Source organism: Glaciecola sp. KUL10, assembly GCF_003203515.1.
In the GTDB taxonomy this organism is placed as follows: Bacteria; Pseudomonadota; Gammaproteobacteria; order Enterobacterales; family Alteromonadaceae; genus Glaciecola.
The window spans coordinates 329,396-348,930 of sequence record NZ_BGNG01000001.1; the positions used below are offsets into that span (position 1 = coordinate 329,396).

The following is a 19,535-nucleotide window of genomic DNA, read 5'->3' on the forward strand; positions in this document are numbered from 1 at the left end:
TTTACACTGTGATTTCAAATATAAATTGTAACTAACCGTCAAGTCAGGCATTATTCAGCTTGGTGAAATTCCGCACTGACAGGCACTTAAGTGGTGAAAAATAATCACACCACTGAGTGAAACTTTCAATTCGTATTTATAATTGATTACTTGTCAGGCAGCGAACTTAAATTGTCACCAAACACGCTCAAACACATATGAGCTACAACACTCTTTTGAAAATGAAATAAGTAAAAGCAGTACTGAAAAACCAGTACAAAAAGAGTGAAATTGAAAAACGAATCGTAACAGATCGAATAAATAGAATTTAACAACCAAGACATTTGTTTTATACACATGCATTGATAGTCAGTGTCTTGGACCAAAAGCATTCACGAACGCAAGAGCCTAATTAATAAGGTTTTTGCGAGTCATTAACAGGGAATATGTTTTTGACTACAAACCTAGTTGCAAAACTTGGTCTTTTGTTGTGTTCCTGTATTCGATCGTTATGTTCATAACGAGTCTATAAAAATGAAAAGAATGTTAATTAATGCTACTCAGCAAGAAGAATTGCGTGTAGCACTTGTCGATGGTCAGAAGTTATATGACCTAGATATAGAAAGCCCCGGCCATGAGCAAAAGAAAGCAAACATCTACAAAGGAACCATTACAAGAGTTGAACCAAGCTTGGAAGCAGCATTCGTTGACTATGGTGCTGATAGACATGGCTTCCTCCCTCTAAAAGAAATTGCAAAAACCTATTTCCCAAGTGGCTACCGCTTTGAAGGCCGCCCAAGCATCAAAGACGTTATTAAGGAAGGCACTGAGGTAATCGTCCAGGTAGATAAAGAAGAACGAGGACAAAAAGGCGCTGCATTAACTACGTTTATTTCACTTGCAGGTAGTTATTTAGTCCTGATGCCAAACAACCCAAGAGCGGGTGGGATATCAAGAAGAATTGAAGGCGACGAAAGGACTGACCTTAAAGAGTCATTGTCAAAATTAGAATTACCTGATGGTATGGGCCTCATTGTGCGAACCGCAGGTGTCGGAAAATCTTACGAAGAATTAAAATGGGATTTAAGTGTGCTTGTTACTCACTGGAAAGCGATCAGTGATGCAGCAGAATCGCGCCCTGCCCCTTTCCTGATTCACCAAGAAAGTAATGTTATCGTTAGAGCGATTAGAGATTATCTAAGGCGTGATATTGGCGAAATACTCATTGATAAGACATCAGTATATGACAAAGCGCTAAAACACATAGAACTTGTCCGCCCAGACTTTGTTAATCGCGTAAAGTTATACCGCGGCGATGTTCCATTATTTAGTCATTATCAAATTGAAAGCCAAATTGAATCAGCCTTTCAACGAGAAGTCAGATTGCCATCGGGAGGCTCAATTGTTATCGATCCAACCGAAGCGCTTACCTCAATTGATATTAACTCTGCAAGAGCAACAAAAGGCGGTGATATCGAGGAGACTGCACTTAATACCAACCTAGAAGCAGCAGATGAAATTGCGCGCCAACTTCGTTTACGCGACTTAGGTGGCTTAGTTGTTATTGACTTTATTGATATGACACCAGTCAAGCATCAACGCGAAGTCGAAAATCGTATGAAAGATGCCGTCAAGCCTGATAGAGCGCGTATACAACTAGGGCGAATCTCGCGCTTTGGTTTGTTAGAAATGTCGCGCCAACGTTTAAGACCTTCTTTAGGAGAGTCTGCGTATCATACTTGCCCTCGTTGTGATGGACACGGAACTGTGAGAGGAACAGAGTCGCTTGCATTAAGTGTGTTGCGTATTATTGAAGAAGAAAGTATCAAAGATAATACCGGCCAAATTGAGGCTCAACTTCCTATTAATGTTGCAACGTATCTCCTCAATGAGAAGAGAATGTCCGTACAAGGCATCGAGAAACGCCATGGTGTAGATATTCTCATTATACCTAACCCTAATTTCGAAACACCAACTTACGAAATACTGCGCAGACGCCCAGACGAAAAATTTGATGACAACAGCTATAATGTCAAACTTGCTGAAAAGCCAACGTTAAAAGCTGATTTAACGAGTGTGGCTCCTGTGAAACGTGAAGAGCCCGTTCTCCAAGGAATGTCAGCCCCGAAAGCTGCGGCGCCAAAAGTAGAGCAAGAAGCTAAAGTGACTGAGCCATCGCTGTGGAGTAAGCTTTCAACTTGGTTAACCGGTTTATTTGAATCAAAAGAACCAGAGCCTGTTAAACCAGCTAAGCCGCAACGCAAAAGAAACAACAATCAAAAGCGTCGTGGTAATAGGAATGCTGATGGTCGTAAAGGTAGAGACCGTAATGAGCGAAGTGATCGCCCAGAGCGCAATGAAAGAAACGAACGACCCAACCGCAAACCAAGGAAAGCAGAAACGACTTCCGATAAGCAAGAAAAGGTAAAGGTCGCAGCGAATGAGCAAAGCGCCGAAGTTGCAAAGCAGGAAAAACCTCGCAAGCAAACGCGCACCCGTAAGCCAGCTGCTGAAAGACGTAAACGCAGAGACACTAGACCGAGTGTTAGAGTCAGCGATGAACAGCAAGTTAAAGCAACTAAACTTGAAACGTTAGCAGAAGCGGAAACGGTCAAAAAGACCGTAGAGGAAAATTTAGACGCTGAAACGCTTAATAAACCCTTAGCTGAAGCATCTTCAATTACGGTCGAAACTTCGGCTAAAACTGAAGATTCCTTGGAAAGCAAACAAAAGAGTCAAGAGCCTGAAGATGCAAAAATTGGCACTGAAGAAACTGACAACAACTCGAATGATGAATCTGAACAAACCGCAACAAGAACACGTGGTCGACGTTCTCCTCGCCATGTGAGAGCTGCCGGTCAGAAACGCAAACGCCAAAAACCTGAAGAAACTGAAAACAACGATGTTGAAAATCAGCCTTCTTTGAAAGAAAGTGAACCTAAAGTTGAAGTGCATCAAGATGAGCTTCCTTTGGAACCAGTTGAAGTGAAACAGTCACCGTCAACAAGTTCGGCTGACTTAACTACTGCTGAACAGGCTCCTCAACAAGCAGAAATTGAATTAGAACCGAGTGAATTGGAAATTACTGAACAGCCCTCTTCCAAGCCTATTGAGAAAGCTAAAGCTGAGGAAGAATTGAAAGAAAAGGCGGCACCAGTAACTGAATCGCTCAAAGCGTCGCAAGATGATGCAATAATTGCTAAATCTAGTTCCGTTAAGTCTAAATTTGTCGCACGCAAATTCGAAACTTTCAGTAGCCCAATGGCAACGCCAGCAAAAGTTGAATCTGCGAATCAACAGATAAGGTTAACGGCAATGTCTGACGAAAATCGGCTTGAATATAAATTTGATGGTAAAACAACGTCTATGGCAAACGTTGAATCAAAAGCATCTGCACCTATGACCAATCCCAGTAAGGATTAAACAACAAACTAGCAAGGTTAAAAAGCACGCTTAATGCGTGCTTTTTTTAAATTAATTCATCGGATATATTAAATTCATACAAGTTGCCGATAACTAATCATGCGTTACGTCACCTCAAAAAAATTCAAGCACTACGGGCTAATATCACTGTTTTCAACAACAGTCATTAGCTCTGCTCTCTTGTTTTTGTACATTTATAATCAATCGATAAATCAGTATAGCGATATATTGCTTCATCAAAACAAAATTGAATATTATTCATTACAAACTCAGGACTCTTTTAAACGCCAAGTTCAAGAGTGGAAAAATATCCTATTGAGAGGAGAAAGTGCCAAGGACTATGAAAAGTATCACACCTCGTTCATTGAGCATTTCGAAAGAACACAAATTATATCAGATGAGTTAAGAAGTTTTATTGATGAGGAAAGTTACGCATATTCGTTAATTAACGAATTTATTGCTAAACACAAGGCTGTGCTTGCAGAGTATCAAATCTCGTTAATTATATTCAAGGAAAGTAACTTTAATGCTCAACTGGCTGATGACCTCGTTAGAGGCATCGATAGAGAGCCTGATTTAATTTTAGATAAAATCGCAGCAACGATAAAAAATGAAACGAATGCAGCAAGGGCAAATATTGAAAGCAAGACGGAGTATATCAAGCTATTTTTAGGTTTTAGTTTTGTTGCTCTACAATTGATTTTTTGTTTTGTTGCACTTCGACTAACCCAAAAGTTGTTGCGCAGCACTCTAAAGGACAAAGTCACACACTTAGAGAATAGAGATGTTTTTATTCATAGTATTAAAGATAACCTAAAACAAAACCAACTTTGTGTAGTAGCCGTTTTAGATATCGATGAGTTTAAGATAATTAATGAAACGTGTGGTAACCTTGGTGGAAACGAATATCTCGCGCAAATTGCAAAATCACTCAAAAACACCTGCCATCCAACAGACATCATTACAAGGCTCAGTGGCGATGAATTTGGCCTTATTATTAATCAACACTCTACCAATGACTATATAGATAAGTTATCACTCATCTCTAGGAAAGTCGCTCAAATGCCTTTTAATTTTAAAGAGCTGAGCACTTCATTGAGTTGCTGCATTAGCTATATAGAGTTAAATAATACAATAACCGATGCAAGTACTGAGGCAGTAGAAGACTTGCTAAACTCTTTACATGTCACCATGCAACATGCCAAAGAAACTGGACGAAGTTCAATTCTAAAGTACAGCCCCACTGATGAAACACTATCTTCTAGAAAAGAACAAATGCGAGCGGTAAATGCAATAAAGAGTGCACTAGCAAACGATAGAATCTTATTGTACAAACAAGCGATTAATCCAATCCAAGACAATAAAATTAAATATTACGAAGTCTTAATTAGAATTAAGAATACTGATGGATCAATTTCTTCACCCTGGCTATTTCTCCAAGCCGCTGAACGTTTTCATCTCATAACCAAAATTGATCGCTATGTTTTAAGAAACACCGTTGATTTCTTAGCACAAAATAATCAAATCCGGCTTTCTGTAAATCTATCTGGACAAACACTCTCCGACTCTACTTTTATTGCGTTTTGTGAAGCATTGTTTAAATCAGTGAGTATTGATTTAACTAGATTAGGCTTTGAAGTAACTGAGAGTGATTTTATTCGAAACTTTGATATTGCTAATAGAAACTTGAATTATTTGCGTGGTAAAGGCTGTAAGGTATCTCTCGATGACTTTGGAACTGGAATGTCCTCTTTCGCCTACATAGCCGATTTGAAGCTACACACTATCAAAATAGATGGAACGTTCATTAAAGAAATAGACAAATCAGCACATAACCAAGCCATTTTGAAATCAATAGTACAATTATCTAAAGATTTAAACTTGTCTACCGTTGCAGAATTTGTTGAAACAAAAGAAGAATATGAAATGATTAAGGCCTTGTGCATCGATTATGCCCAGGGGTATTTGTTACACCAACCAGAGCTTTTCTATTCCCCTAATATAAAGGTTAAATTACCAGACTAAATCATCTGGAATTTCATAATCAGCATACCAATCATCTTCTTCGCTTGCAGCTTTCTCATGCTTATCTTCAGTCGCCTGATAAATGATTATATCGGGAAGTCGTTGCGAAATTTTCTCAGCAACGGGAGCAGGCACTAATTCATACTCGTCTGCGGCAATAGATACCACAACCAATCGACCTTGAGTGACCTGCTTATGTGTTTCGGTATTTACGTACATTCTCTTAACTTTTTTATTGTCAGTAAAGTTAAGGACAATGTCGCCATTTCCTTTGGGCTGAATATTGCTTTTGACCAAATCAATCGCCTGAGCCTTAATTTCCTTTTCTAAACGGCGTTGCTTTTGAGCTTCAGCAAGCGCTAAGTCTTTTTGCTTTTTAGTCTGAGCTGCTTCTAACGCAGCTAGCTTAACTTCGTCTAACACAGGCGCCTTTTTACCTTTATTAGCCTTAGCTTTTTTATGTTTTTCTTGGCGTGCTTTTTTCGCTTTTGCTTTATCTGCTAAGCCTGTTTTTAATAGCTGCTCTTGTAACGACAGTGCCATTTTATTACGTCCTTTATTCGCTACTTCTTAGGTTTCTTACGCTTATCTTCAATGACCCACTTGCCCTGTTGATACCAAGCAGACCAACCAGTAGCTTTTGCTTTGTCATCTTCTGACATTACGTACTGTTGCTTAGTCTTACGACTGTATCTAACGACTGATAAGTTGCCATCAGGATCTTTGTCGGGGGCATCAGCTAGATAATAAAACTTTGGAGAAATACGGTCTCTAAAACGCGCTAACTCCGCAACTTTTGGCGCGCGTGTTTCACGAGATTTAGGGAAGGTATGAGCTGCTAAAAAGATACCGGAAGCACCATCTCGCAACACAAAATGTGCGTCAGATTTTTCACACTCTAACTCCGGTAAAAATACAGGATCCTCTTTAGGAGGAGCTGCTTCACCATTTCTAAGCAGTTTGCGAGTGTTTTTGCACGCTTCGTTGGTACAACCAAAGTATTTACCAAAACGTCCGTTTTTGAGCTCCATATTGCTTTGGCATTTATCGCATTCAATGATCGGGCCGTCGTAGCCTTTTATCTTGAAAGTACCCTGCTCTATGAAAGTACCATCACAAGTTGGATTGTTACCACAAACGTGCAATTTGCGTTGTTCATCTACCAAGTAGCTGTCCATGGCTGTGCCGCACTTTTCACAACGCCTCTTGGCACGCAGAGCTTCTGTCTCTAACTCTTCTTCATCATCAACCTTAACCACTTCATCGCCAGGCGTTAAGTTCATGGTATTCGTGCATTTTTCTTTGGGTGGCAGATTATAACCAGAGCAACCCAAAAACACCCCTGTGCTCGCCGTCCGAATATTCATCGGTCGTTCACACTTATTGCAGGCTATGTCAATTTCAATTGCCTGATTGGGTAACATGCCGCCTTCTTCAATTGGCATATCCGCTTTTTCAAGTTGCTGATGAAATTCTTCATAAAAATTGTCGAGCACAGATTTCCATTGCTTTTCACCGTGCGCAATGTCATCGAGTCGTTGTTCCATCTTAGCGGTGAAATCAAAGCTAATTAAATCTTCAAAATTTTCCACTAAGCGATCATTTACGATCTCACCCATTTTTTCTGCATAAAACCGTTTATTGTCTAATCGAACATAACCACGATCTTGAATAGTAGAAATAATACTAGCGTACGTAGAAGGTCTTCCAATACCACGCTTCTCAAGTTCTTTTACCAGTGACGCTTCATTAAAGCGGGCAATTGGTTTGGTAAAGTGCTGTTTTGGATGTAATTCTTTGAGGTTTAATTGGTCCCCTTGTTTCACATCCGGCAACAGTAAATCGTTATCGCCTTTACGTTTGATCTGCGGTTGAACCTTAGTCCAGCCATCAAATACGAGTACACGCCCTTTTGCGGTTAACTCGTAATTATCAGCCTCAACGCGTATCGTAGTCGCGTCATACTTAGCATTTGTCATTTGGCAAGCAACAAATTGACGCCAAATAAGCTCATACAGCCTTTGTGCGTCGCGTTCCATGTCTTTTAGGCTATCTGCTTTAACCACAACATTGGATGGACGTATGGCTTCGTGAGCCTCTTGTGCGCCATCCTTACTGCCATACATGATAGGTGAGTTGGGTAAATACTTATTACCAAAATTATCCGCAATGTAATCTCTACACATGCCTAGCGCATCTTTACTTAAATTTGTGCTGTCGGTACGCATGTAAGTGATGTGACCAGCTTCATATAATCGCTGCGCCATGGTCATCGTTTTTTTAACACCAAAGCCCAAACGGGTGCTAGCAGCTTGCTGTAAAGTCGATGTGATAAAAGGTGCCGAAGGTTTACTTTGAGTAGGCTTTGATTCCCTACTTTTTACTACAAAGTCTGCCTTATTTAGTGTATCAACCGCAGCATAAGCCTGATCTTTATTAACTGGTTTAAAAGCTTCCCCATTGTATCTGGCCACCAACATCTGCATTTTTTGCTCTTTACTCGCAAGTAAATCAGCGTGCACATCCCAAAATTCTTCAGGCACAAAGGCCTTAATTTCACGCTCTCGTTCTACGACAAGGCGCACTGCAACCGATTGAACTCTTCCTGCAGATAACCCTCTTGCGATTTTTTTCCACAATAAGGGAGAAAGCATGAAACCAACGACTCTATCTAGAAAACGCCTTGCTTGTTGGGCGTTAACACGATTTATATTGACTTCACCAGGGTCTGAAAATGCATCTTGAATAGCGGTCTTTGTGATTTCATTAAATACTACTCGCTGGTATGTTTTACCTTTGCTGCCTAGTAATTCCTGAAGATGCCAAGCGATTGCCTCTCCTTCTCTATCCAAATCGGTCGCAAGATAGATAGTGTCGGCATCTTTTGCTAATTTTTTAAGTTCCGAAACGACCTTTTCCTTTCCTTGCAAGATCTGATAATGAGCATGCCAATTCTGTTTAGGGTTGACGCCCATGCGATCAACTAACTTGCGATATTCAAAATCACGTAGATAATCCTGTTTTGCTTTGTCAGATAATTTATTTAATTCTTTTGCAGGTCGTTTAGGCTCAACTAGACCTAGAGACTTTGTAGGCAGATCCCGAACGTGACCGACGCTTGATTTTACAACAAAGTCTTTGCCTAAATATTTATTAATCGTCTTCGCTTTCGCCGGTGACTCTACTATGACCAGTGATTTACCCATTTATGGAAGGAACCTTATAATTTTCAACTGCTTACCCCATGCATAACGTTTAGTTAAAGATAGCACGGGTGCGTTTTCTTTTTTTACATATATCGACAAAGTGAATAGAAAACAAGTTGAACGACATACTTATTAATGCAATATCGGCAAAAGCCATTGTTTTTATTAGTGTTTTTAAATTAATAATTGGCATGCACTTTTTTGTCAGTATAATCACTGCGCAAAACGAGCAATTGCGACATGTTTGCACTATATATATTGAAAGTTTTGGCAACAGATACTGTAGACGCGAATTCCACTTAGAGGTAACAAACGATGAAATATTTAGAAGCGAATTTTGATGGCCTTGTAGGGCCGACTCATAATTATGCAGGTCTTTCTTATGGAAACGTTGCCTCAAAAAACAATGCGCAAGCTGTCAGTAACCCCAAGCAAGCAGCGTTACAAGGTTTAGCAAAAATGAAAGCCTTAGCAGATATGGGGATGACACAAGGCGTACTTGCCCCACAAGCCCGCCCTGATGTTGAGGCAATGCGCAAATTAGGCTTTAGTGGCAGCGACGAACAAGTGATGAAGTCGGCTTACAGCCAAGTTCCACATATCTACTTAGCCGCATGCAGTGCCTCAAGTATGTGGACGGCAAACGCTGCAACAGTATCACCAAGTGCAGATACTGCAGATAATAAAGTTCACTTTACACCAGCCAACCTTACAAATAAGTACCATCGCTCACTTGAGCCTGAAGTAACAGGTAAAATTTTAAAAGCGGTATTCAATGATGAGCAATACTTTGAACACCACCCCCATCTTCCTGACAACGACCATTTTGGCGATGAAGGTGCGGCTAACCACACACGTTTTTGTAATGATTATGGCGAATCTGGTGTCGAATTCTTTGTATATGGAAAATATGCATTTAATGATAGTAAACCAGCACCCAAAAAATTCCCAGCTAGGCATACATTTGAGGCCAGTCAAGCAGTTGCGAGATTGCACAAGTTAGGTCAACAAAATCAGGTATACGCTCAACAAAATCCAGGTGTAATTGACCAAGGGGTGTTTCACAACGACGTTATCTCTGTTGGTAATCAAAACGTTCTGTTTTATCACCAGCAAGCGTTTTTAGACACTAACAAAGTAAAGTCGGATATTTTAGCTAAATATCAAGGTGATAAGTTTCACTTTATCGAAGTTCCTACTGACCGCGTGAGTGTTAATGACGCAGTTAAAAGTTACTTGTTTAATACTCAATTGATCAGTTTAAGCAAGGGACAAATGACAATCATAGCCCCTCAAGAGTGTCAAGAAATTGAAAGTGTAAACCATTATCTGAAATCAGTTATTGAAGCTGACAACCCTATTGTTGATGTTAAGTTTTTTGACGTAAAGCAAAGTATGCAAAACGGAGGCGGCCCAGCTTGTCTAAGATTAAGAGTTGCCTTATCTGAACAAGAGCTTGCTGCTACAAATCAAGCTTGTTTGATAAATCAATCGAAGTACGATGAGCTTTGCAATTGGGTCAATAAACACTATCGTGATAGGTTAACTGCAGCTGATCTAGCAACGTTAGAAATGTTGAACGAATCAAGGACAGCACTAGACGAACTCACAAAAATTCTTAATCTTGGCTCTGTTTATCCGTTTCAGAAAGCCTAAACCATTAGCAAGTTTCAGTGCACCACAAGCTCAGTGTGACTCAGAGCAGCTGTAAAAGGCTTTACCCTCTTCAGCTGCTCAACTATCTCTCAATAATTGAGATTTAAGACCTTGTAGGGCAAACTGGATCAATACCAAAAGGACTTGCAGGTGGTGAGTTATCGCCGCTTATATCTTCATCAGAAACTTCTAATCTGTATACTTGGCTGCTTTGCGCCTCACTGCCAGAAGATTGACCAAAAACTGCGATTTCCATGTTCAACCAACCACCATAAGCTCTCGGAAATCGATACTGAAGTGTTGCTTGACCATTAGCATCTGTTCTAGCGATACCGTCTTTGAAATTTATAGTGCCAATAATACCCGGTGTTAGTTCACCATCTCCATTTGTGTCTTCTGTAATGGAAGGGTCATTGGGATCTACATCTATACTTCCATTGCCATTAACGTCTTCATTTGGACATGTTATTGTGACCAAAGGGTCTAGGTCGATAAACCAATCTTCGGTAACGGGATTGAAACTCCAATCTCCTTTTCGATACACGCCACCTACCGCAAATTTTATGGGTGTCACCGACGCTGTTAACTCAATGTCCTCTACTGGACGTCCAACCGAGTCACTTACAAACACTGCAAATTCTTTTAAATAAGTACTGGAATCTGGAGATTCAATCAAGTTACCTGTTCCAAGTGATATGTCGAATGCTCTTGCGCCAACAGTTAATTCTGTCTGATTGGTTACTCCATCAGATTCCGCACTAATTATTACCCCGTCCTCAACACTGATTCCATTAGAAGTATACGTAACTGATGCAATACCGTTGCTGTCGGTTGTTGCTGAATTTGGTTCAATAGAGCCTCCTGAAGCATCAACAAGAGAAAAGTTTACAAGTTTGCCTTTAACTAAATTGCCATTAGGGTCTGTTACAATAGCACTTATATTACTCTGCTCAGCTTCAGGTCCTATCAAATCGGGACTCGCATCAATGAAAATAGCTTGAACACTTGTCGCTACAAATTCAAAAGTGGCTCGACTTGTTACCTCATTGCCACTGTCATCAATCCCTATCGCAGAAAGCGTTGCTGGACCCGCAGTGGTTGATTTAATCTCAAAGCTAGCGCTACCGTTCACATCGGTAACCATTGTTGGAACGGTAATGACACCTCTTGAACTGGTCACTGTTACCGCCCCACCTACAAATGGGTCTCCATCCTTAAACCAGGTCACTCCGACTATTGCACTGCCTTCATCACTCAATTGAGAAACCACAGGAATTGCCTCGGTTGGCAGTTGACTAAAGCTAAAATCGTCTTCTTGAACGACCAATTCAATCGTGCCACTTGCGTTAAGTGAATTTGCTGTGATGCTCCCTTGTCCTGAGATACTAGACGAAAAATTTACGGTCACTTGCCCTGTCGAGCCTGTCACAGGACTCGCATTATCCACCTCGCCAATAGTGGATGTAATCTCAACGACTTGATTTGATATGCCCTGACCATTCGAGTCTGCTAATAAAATCGTATATGGAACTTGATCGGAAATAATGACTGATGAAGCACCGGAAATGTTTACTTCAGTACCCACAACTGAAACCTCAACTTCGTCCTCGAGTGTTTCTGTGATAGCTCTGGCTAGAATTTGTCTATTTTCTTGGTTGTTGGTTGTTTTTAAAAGTGCTCTTGCCGTGCCATCGTCACGTGTTTGAGCATCAATAATCTCTAGTGATGCGTTACTGTTTGCGCTAAACGAAACATCTACACCACTTAATAAAATATTTTGCGCATTTTTTACTTCTGCAATCAATTCAATTTCATCTGCGCCGCTAGAAGCAATTTGAGTTGCGCTTGCAAACAACCTTAAAGAGGAAGGTGTACTAAGCTGTTGTTGAATACCTTGCGATCTGAAACCAATTTGAGCTTGTGTACCATTTTCAACGTCAGCATTTACCAACCCGTCTCCCGATTGCTCTGCGACCACCAATCCAATTGACGCCACGCCTTGTTCATTTGTAAGCGCTGTGCCTGTGTCATTATCAAAATTTGCTAAATCAGCTACGCTAAAGCTAAACGTGACTAATCGGTCTGCAGCCGCATTGCCATCTTGATCGGTAACCGTTGCCGTGACCAGAAGTGGAGATGTTTCACCTAAAATGTTATCGCTATTGCCAGCTTGGTCAGATATTTGGAGCGAAATAGTGTATGAAACGGTAGGCGCTGGATCGGGGTCAGGGTTAGTTGGTGTAGTCGTCTCGTTTCGTTCAAGCGAACCACCGCCTCCGCAAGCTGCGAGCAATACACTAACGAACATCAATATTAATAACTGCCTAAATGTTTTCATAACTTACCTCATAACATCGGTCATCGAGCATCATAAACATCCTGTTTATTGAATCGAATAATTTGTTTAGCTTTTGCTACTAACTTGCTAATCTTAAGTATCCAGCGACATAACAAAACAAGAAGGTCATCGCATGACACAAAATTCCACCAAACTCAGTCTCACTTTAAAAATCTTTATCGGCATGCTAGCCGGAATCGTAACCGGCGCATTGCTGCAAGCTATTTTTGATGATAGCGGAGATCGTGTTTTCAACCTATTGGGAATGCAGGTTTCTACGTATGGAATTTTTGTAGAAGGTATATTTAATGTCGGCGGAACAATTTTTATAAACAGCTTAAAAATGTTAGTTGTCCCGCTTGTGTTTGTCTCATTAGTTTGCGGCACCTCCAGTTTAAGTGATCCTTCAAAGTTAGGTAGCCTTGGCGGAAAATCAGTTGGCCTATACGTTCTAACGACGTGCATTGCCGTTTCAGCAGCCATGATCATCGCATTAATTGTACAACCTGGGGCAGGCTTTACTCAGCCAGCAACAACTGACTTTGTGGCCAAAGAGTCACCAGGTCTAGCACAAGTAATTATTAATATGTTCCCATCCAACCCAATAAACTCGATGGCCGAAGGTAATATGCTCCAAATTATAGTCTTTGCGGTCTTATTTGGTGTCGCTATCTCAATGGCGGGTGAACATGGAAAACGTATCTCTAGCTTCTTTAATGATGTAAATGAAGTCATTATGAAAATCGTTTTGATCATAATGAATCTGGCTCCATACGGTGTTTACTTCTTGATGGCAAAACTTGCATCAACTATCAACTTAATGGATATCGGAGCAATTGCTAAATATTTCTTTTTAGTATTTTTTGTCTTAATTGCTCATGCTTTAATTACCTACCCTATTTTACTAAAAGTCTTTACCGGTCTAAATCCAATCAAACTCTTAATAAAAATGAAAGACACCGCTATATTTGCTTTTAGCTCATCTAGCAGCAGCGCCACATTGCCAATAACGATGTCTACGGCAAGAAACAAACTAGGTGTGAATCGTTCGGTTTCTTCATTTACAATTCCCTTAGGTGCCACAATTAACATGGATGGTACTGCGATTATGCAGGGCATTGCGACGGTATTTATCGCTCAAGTCTATATGGTTGACTTAAGTACTGTTGATTTATTGATGGTCGTCTTAACTGCAACATTAGCCTCTATTGGCACCGCAGGTGTGCCTGGTGTAGGGTTAATTATGCTTGCAATGGTGCTTCAACAGGTAAACCTTCCTGTTGAAGGAATAGCATTGATTATTGGGATAGATAGGCTGTTAGACATGACCAGAACGGTTGTCAATGTAACTGGCGACTGCACCGTCGCTTGTATTGTTGCAAATAGCGAGAAGGAATTAGATACAGACGTTTTCAATGATATGAATATAGATAAGAAAGCTTAGGCGACAAGCCATTAATAAAGAATTTGCGCTTCACTAAGACATGCGCTTTTAGTGAAGTGCATTTGCAGGCGAAATATTTGCAGCCTTTCTCGCTGGATAAATCGTCGCTAATACACTCAATGATGTGGCAATGGAAAAAGTGAACAAAACATCACTTAAAATAATTTTTGACGGCAGAAAATCAACGAAATAAATACCATCTTCAAGGAACGTCAGCCCCGTTTTATCTTGAATAACCATAATAACGTCCGATAAATAGATAGCTAAAATAACACCTAATCCACACCCTAATGTTGCGCCAACTACTCCGTTATAAAAGCCTTGTATTATGAATATTAGTGACAACGTTCTTTCATTCGCGCCCATTGTTTTTAAGATCGCAATTTCACTTTGCTTTTCTTTTACTAACATCACTAATGAAGAGACAATATTGAAGCTCGCCACACAAATAACAAGTGCTAAAGCAATATAAACAACGACTCGAACAAGTTGGATATCTTGGTATAAGTGCCCATGAGTGCGTGTCCAATCTGACATAAACACTGGTTGAGGGAAACCATAGCCAATTTCTCGTATAAAATTGTAAGCGGTAAAAGGGTCATGCATTACGAACTCAATCGTTGTAAATGTATTATCAAATGACAGTATTTGACCAAGCACATTTTTGTCCATTAAGCCCAAAAAGTTATCAAGTTCTCCACCAAAAGAAACAACCTGAACAACACTTAGGTTGACTACTTTGGGTGCGCTAAAGCTTAAATCCTGTGTGATGCTAGGCAATAGAAGTTGAACTTTATCACCTACTGTTAATGACAAACTTTCTGCAATCCCTGATGACAGCACCAAAGCATTATCTTGCTGTTTAAAGATATTATCGGGCGTATCCAATACCAACTTATGTTTTAGGTAGGAAGCATCGATCCCTAACAACTCAATCGCCTTCATGTTTCCGGATTTTTGTAGCAGCCCAGAAGATTTGTTCAGTGTAAAAACGTGTTTCACTCTCGAATCACTTTGGTATACATCAAGTTGCTGTTTCGAAACGTTTATCCCCGAACCCTGGGCATCGATCAATTCAGCGTGAGGTATTTTTGCTAACAAAGACACGCGTAACTGCTCTTCAAATCCATTCATAACTGACAGTAACAAGATTAAAACAAAACAACCAAGCCCTATCCCTAGCGTTGAGGAATGAGATACAAATGAAACAAAAGTATTTGAACGTTTAGCCTTTCGAAAACGTTTAGCGACCGACCAAGAAAAAAGCAAGTTTGATACGTTCATTATTCACCCAAATTCAGTTTACTCAACTGTCCATTTTTAAGAATGTATGAGTGATGCATTTTTGCAGCAAGTTCGTTGTCATGAGTAACCAGGATAAACGAGGTTTGTGTCTCTTTGTTTATTTCTGATATAAGTTGATAAATCATTTGAGATGTCTGGGCATCAAGGTTGCCTGTGGGCTCATCCGCCAACACTAATTTGGGATCATTGACCAACGCCCTAGCAATGGCAATACGTTGCCGTTCTCCGCCCGAGAGTTGACTTGGTCGATGGTTTGCTCGTGCTTGCAATCCAACTCGTATTAAAAGTTTACTGGATTTTTCTAGCGCTACCCTTTTAGCTACACCCGCAATTAAAAGTGGCATTGCTATATTTTCTAAGGCACTAAACTCTGGTAACAAATGATGGAATTGGTAAACAAAACCAAGAGACTTGTTTCTAAAAGAAGCTTGTTCTGATTTTGATAATGTATTTAGTAGTTTGCCGTCACATTCAACTGTGCCCGAATCAGCATGCTCTAGTGTTCCGAGTATATGTAGAAGTGTGCTCTTGCCAGAACCGGAGGCCCCTACAATGGCCAAGGTACTTGCTTTTTCTAGGTGTAATGAAACATCATTTAAAATAGATAGGCTGTGCTCACCGTCTTTAAATGTTTTAGAAATATTTTGAGCATGCAATAAAGTGTTTGAGGTCATAAATAAAGGCATTTTTATCTAAGTGTACACTGCACGTGCATTCAATCCAACACGCAGGAAAGAAATAGATATTTTGGACTTTTAACGTAGAAATGGCGGAGTGGACGGGACTCGAACCCGCGACCCCCGGCGTGACAGGCCGGTATTCTAACCAACTGAACTACCACTCCGCAGTGGTATGATGCAATGAAACTTACTGGATTAACCGCTTTAACACCTATGTATTAAATGGCGGAGTGGACGGGACTCGAACCCGCGACCCCCGGCGTGACAGGCCGGTATTCTAACCAACTGAACTACCACTCCGCTTTAACGGTTTAGTGCATAATAAATGGCGGAGTGGACGGGACTCGAACCCGCGACCCCCGGCGTGACAGGCCGGTATTCTAACCAACTGAACTACCACTCCGCATTAATATGCAAAATCAATAAGTTACGATTATGTTTAAATAAGCGCTACTCAATTGCGGCGCAGATAATACGGTTAGATAGTAAATGAGTCAACGGTTTTTTTATCAATAAAATTTGTATGTTGAAAAAACAAGCAATATCCAGCCCAAATTAACCTTATTCGCTTTTTTAACTGGTTTCCGCTTCCTTATTCGAAGTGGATTTCTCACTTTTGTTTTCGTTCTTTTTATCTTTTTGTTTGGCTTTGTCACCGGTCTTATCTTCTTTTGAACTTGTCTTTTTCAAGCTTTTTATTTTTTTAAACAATTTCAAAGATTTTACTTTTACTCTTATCAGTATGTGGTCTTTTGGGTGATTACGAATATTCATAAACACGAATAACGCTATGCCACCAACAACCAAAATAATAGCGTTTACCATAAGTGCAGTGAGTAAGATTTCTTGTGTTGTCATTGGGCGGTTGGCTTCAATTTCTGCTAGTGCTTTTGCCTCTGCTTCAGCCTCTGCTTCAGCAATCGCGGCCAACTCTTCTTCGGTGGGTTCTGGTGGTGGCGGCGGTGGTGCTTCAGTTCTAAATATAAACTCAGGTACATCTATGACAACATCTCTTCCTTGCTGATTACTTGCATACGCGGTCATTTTAAAACGATAAGTTCCATAATCATTATTTATCACCTCAATTCTTTTAATTTCTTCACTTGAATTGGTAAATGAAACATTTTGGACTTCACCATTTGGATATCGCACCGTCCCATCGTAAATTAGAGTGCGCATATCGATTTGATCGCGATTGACATCGATCGTTATTGTATGGACCCCCTTCTCAAACTGCACTGTCTCACCATTATCATTGGTATCCTCAGTTTTATCTAAGATGACATCTATTAAGATAGGATTAGGTAATAACACCACATTTTGATTGACTATTTCCCGCGTATACATGGGGGTTATCACACTAAAGGTGGGACGCCATTCACCCGATGGAATGCTTAGGTCAAATTGACCAGTAAACACACCATCTGCTCCATACTCATCGAAACCTGTTCCGTTATCTTGAAAACTTGCAACTCGGCGAGCACCTAGGCCAAAATTTTCATAATTTGGATTGTTGGCACTTACAAAATCAATATTTAGGATGATGACATCTCTAAAGGCTGTGAAGTCTATCGGTTGGCCCGCATTAGTAAGAGAAGCAGTTTGCTTTATGACCTCACCAGAATAAACCGGGCTGGGTATTGGCTGAACATTCAAACCAATATCGGCAATCACCATTAATTTGCTTTCCGGTAATATTTGTCCAACCGCTTGCCAGGGACCTGGCATTGGCTTTTTAATGGTTATCATGTCGTAGGTATCAGTTTCGAACCAAGTAAACTCTTTATTATCGCGACCGAGTACTAAGGAGAGTTTTGACCCATCTGGTTTAACTAACACGATGGGAGCTGAGCCTTGCTCACGAAAAAATATCATCGTGATTTCGTCAACATCGTTATCTACACGAAATCGATTATTCAAAAGTTGGATGCTATTTTCGTATTCACTTCCTATTGCAACGACTTGATCTGGGCGGGCACTATTTGCTGAAGTTTCAAATGCTTCGCTCTGTTTACTAATCGCTGCGAAAAATAGAAGAGCACATAGTAATACTGGACCTAGCCAAAAACGGAAAGATCCTCCTGAGGAAGTCAATTTGCTTGCGTTTATATGGCTACGTCTGGCGCCAAATAACTTGCTCTGATTTTTTTTCAAGTTTATCTAAATATGCTTCATGAATGCTTAATTCATCGGCAGAAGCTCTGATAACCTTTAATGACGCGGTTTTGTTAACTTTTCTGGGTTGATTTTTAGGCCCGCTAGATTGAGACTCTGATTCATGATTCCAGCTAAGGGCAGTTTGCCCGCCAGTCATGTATAAATAGACATCTCCGAGAATTTCTGAATCCAACAAAGCGCCGTGATATGTACGATGCGTGTTATCAACACCATAGAACTTACACAATGCATCCAAGTTATTTTTTTGTCCTGGACGCATTTCTCTGGCTAAAACCAAGGTATCTAAAACACTGCATACTTCTTCAGTCTTCTTGATGGATGCTTTGCACATAGCAAATTCGTGATCCATAAACCCGACATCAAAGGGAGCATTATGGATCACCAGTTGAGCACCTTTGATAAACTCAATAAAGTCCTCACAGATATCTTTGAACAAAGGTTTATCGGCCAAAAACTCGTTGGTTATGCCGTGAACAGAAATAGCCTCTTCTTCTACTTCCCGCTCTGGGTTGATATAGACATGAAATGTATTTCCAGTGAGTTTACGGTTAATCATTTCGACGCACCCAATTTCGATGATCCGATGCCCTTCCTTTGGATTAATGCCGGTAGTTTCAGTATCTAGAATAATCTGTCTCATAAATGCCTTGTGATTATAATTCTATTTTTTTGCACATTGATTACTTCAATGAGCTTAGCGTTTGATGATATCTAATTTTGCAGAGGGCTTGTATACTAGCACGCTTATATTTTTAATTTAATTACGCGAACACTGTCGAGCTAACGTGCAACTCGCGTATACAGGTAAAAAGTTGATGTCAGAAAAAAAAGTGACGATTTACACTGATGGTTCTTGTTTAGGAAACCCAGGTCCTGGTGGGTATGGTGCGCTGATCATCTACAAAAGTAACAGAAAGGAATTAGCAGGCGGATTTGTCAATACTACCAACAACCGAATGGAACTACTCGCCCCAATTGAGGCATTGAATGCATTAAAAGAAAGCTGTCTAGTAGATCTTTTTACTGACAGCCAATACGTTAAAAACGGAATAAATCAGTGGATCCATAATTGGAAGCGAAACGGATGGAAAACCGCAAATAAAAAACCTGTTAAAAATGCGGATTTATGGCAACTTCTTGATGACGCGATAAAACGGCACAACATAGAGTGGCATTGGGTTAAAGGCCACTCAGGTCACCCCGAAAATGATCGTGTTGACGAATTAGCTCGCAACGCCGCAGAAAACGATGCAACAACTGAAGACAAAGGTTTTACACCCTAATTCAATATAATATAAAGG

Annotated in this window: 12 protein-coding genes and 3 tRNA genes; 5 read left to right on the forward strand and 10 right to left on the reverse strand. The window is 40.3% G+C overall.

Translation table 11 applies throughout. The features are described from left to right. The first annotated feature begins 513 nt into the window (after positions 1-513). Both rne and KUL10_RS01600 read left to right on the forward strand, forming a co-directional pair. A complete protein-coding gene (gene rne, locus KUL10_RS01595; protein WP_199509170.1) occupies positions 514-3,402 on the forward strand; it encodes a ribonuclease E in 2,889 nt (962 codons plus the stop codon). 228 nt (positions 3,403-3,630) lie between these two features. After that, positions 3,631-5,427, forward strand: coding sequence for a bifunctional diguanylate cyclase/phosphodiesterase (locus KUL10_RS01600; RefSeq protein WP_233499665.1), 1,797 nt, complete (start codon positions 3,631-3,633; stop codon positions 5,425-5,427). Here the strand turns inward: KUL10_RS01600 and KUL10_RS01605 are convergent. Beyond that, positions 5,416-5,970, reverse strand: coding sequence for a DUF2058 domain-containing protein (locus KUL10_RS01605; protein WP_110427157.1), 555 nt, complete (start codon positions 5,968-5,970; stop codon positions 5,416-5,418). The genes KUL10_RS01600 and KUL10_RS01605 overlap by 12 nt on opposite strands. Positions 5,971-5,990: 20 nt before the next feature. Further along, positions 5,991-8,633 carry a type I DNA topoisomerase gene (gene topA, locus KUL10_RS01610; RefSeq protein ID WP_110427158.1) on the reverse strand — a complete coding sequence of 881 codons (2,643 nt, stop codon included), beginning with the start codon at positions 8,631-8,633 and terminating at the stop codon, positions 5,991-5,993. Positions 8,634-8,948: 315 nt separating this feature from the next. On the opposite strand from topA, the gene astB reads away from it, so the two are divergent. Beyond that, a complete protein-coding gene (gene astB, locus KUL10_RS01620; RefSeq protein ID WP_110427160.1) occupies positions 8,949-10,289 on the forward strand; it encodes an N-succinylarginine dihydrolase in 1,341 nt (446 codons plus the stop codon). Between the two features lie 103 nt (positions 10,290-10,392). On the opposite strand, the gene KUL10_RS01625 is transcribed toward astB, so the two are convergent. Then, positions 10,393-12,627 carry an Ig-like domain-containing protein gene (locus KUL10_RS01625; protein ID WP_110427161.1) on the reverse strand — a complete coding sequence of 745 codons (2,235 nt, stop codon included), beginning with the start codon at positions 12,625-12,627 and terminating at the stop codon, positions 10,393-10,395. Positions 12,628-12,760: 133 nt separating this feature from the next. On the opposite strand from KUL10_RS01625, the gene KUL10_RS01630 reads away from it, so the two are divergent. Then, complete coding sequence (locus tag KUL10_RS01630) at positions 12,761-14,071, forward strand: dicarboxylate/amino acid:cation symporter (protein ID WP_110427162.1); 1,311 nt, start codon at positions 12,761-12,763, stop codon at positions 14,069-14,071. 48 nt (positions 14,072-14,119) lie between these two features. Here the strand turns inward: KUL10_RS01630 and KUL10_RS01635 are convergent, their stop codons facing one another. The 7 genes from KUL10_RS01635 to dnaQ form a co-directional block, all read right to left on the reverse strand. Next, on the reverse strand, positions 14,120-15,355 hold the full coding sequence (locus KUL10_RS01635; RefSeq protein ID WP_110427163.1) for an FtsX-like permease family protein: 1,236 nt from the start codon (positions 15,353-15,355) through the stop codon (positions 14,120-14,122). After that, complete coding sequence (gene lolD / locus KUL10_RS01640; protein WP_110427580.1) at positions 15,355-16,050, reverse strand: lipoprotein-releasing ABC transporter ATP-binding protein LolD; 696 nt, start codon at positions 16,048-16,050, stop codon at positions 15,355-15,357. Before lolD ends, KUL10_RS01635 begins: the two co-directional genes overlap by 1 nt. Before the next feature lie 93 nt (positions 16,051-16,143). Then, positions 16,144-16,220 (reverse strand) — tRNA-Asp (locus KUL10_RS01645). A gap of 59 nt (positions 16,221-16,279) precedes the next feature. Then, a tRNA-Asp gene (locus KUL10_RS01650) sits at positions 16,280-16,356 on the reverse strand. 26 nt (positions 16,357-16,382) lie between these two features. After that, positions 16,383-16,459 (reverse strand) — tRNA-Asp (locus KUL10_RS01655). Between the two features lie 170 nt (positions 16,460-16,629). After that, the gene (locus tag KUL10_RS01660; RefSeq protein ID WP_233499666.1) at positions 16,630-18,150 is read right to left on the reverse strand and encodes a TIGR03503 family protein; all 1,521 of its coding nucleotides are present in this window, start codon (positions 18,148-18,150) and stop codon (positions 16,630-16,632) included. 19 nt (positions 18,151-18,169) lie between these two features. Continuing rightward, on the reverse strand, positions 18,170-18,874 hold the full coding sequence (gene dnaQ, locus KUL10_RS01665) for a DNA polymerase III subunit epsilon (protein WP_110427165.1): 705 nt from the start codon (positions 18,872-18,874) through the stop codon (positions 18,170-18,172). A gap of 175 nt (positions 18,875-19,049) precedes the next feature. Between dnaQ and rnhA the strand changes: the two genes are divergently transcribed. Then, entirely contained in the window at positions 19,050-19,517 is a 468-nt protein-coding gene (gene rnhA, locus KUL10_RS01670; protein WP_110427166.1) for a ribonuclease HI, read from the forward strand. Positions 19,518-19,535 lie beyond the last annotated feature (18 nt).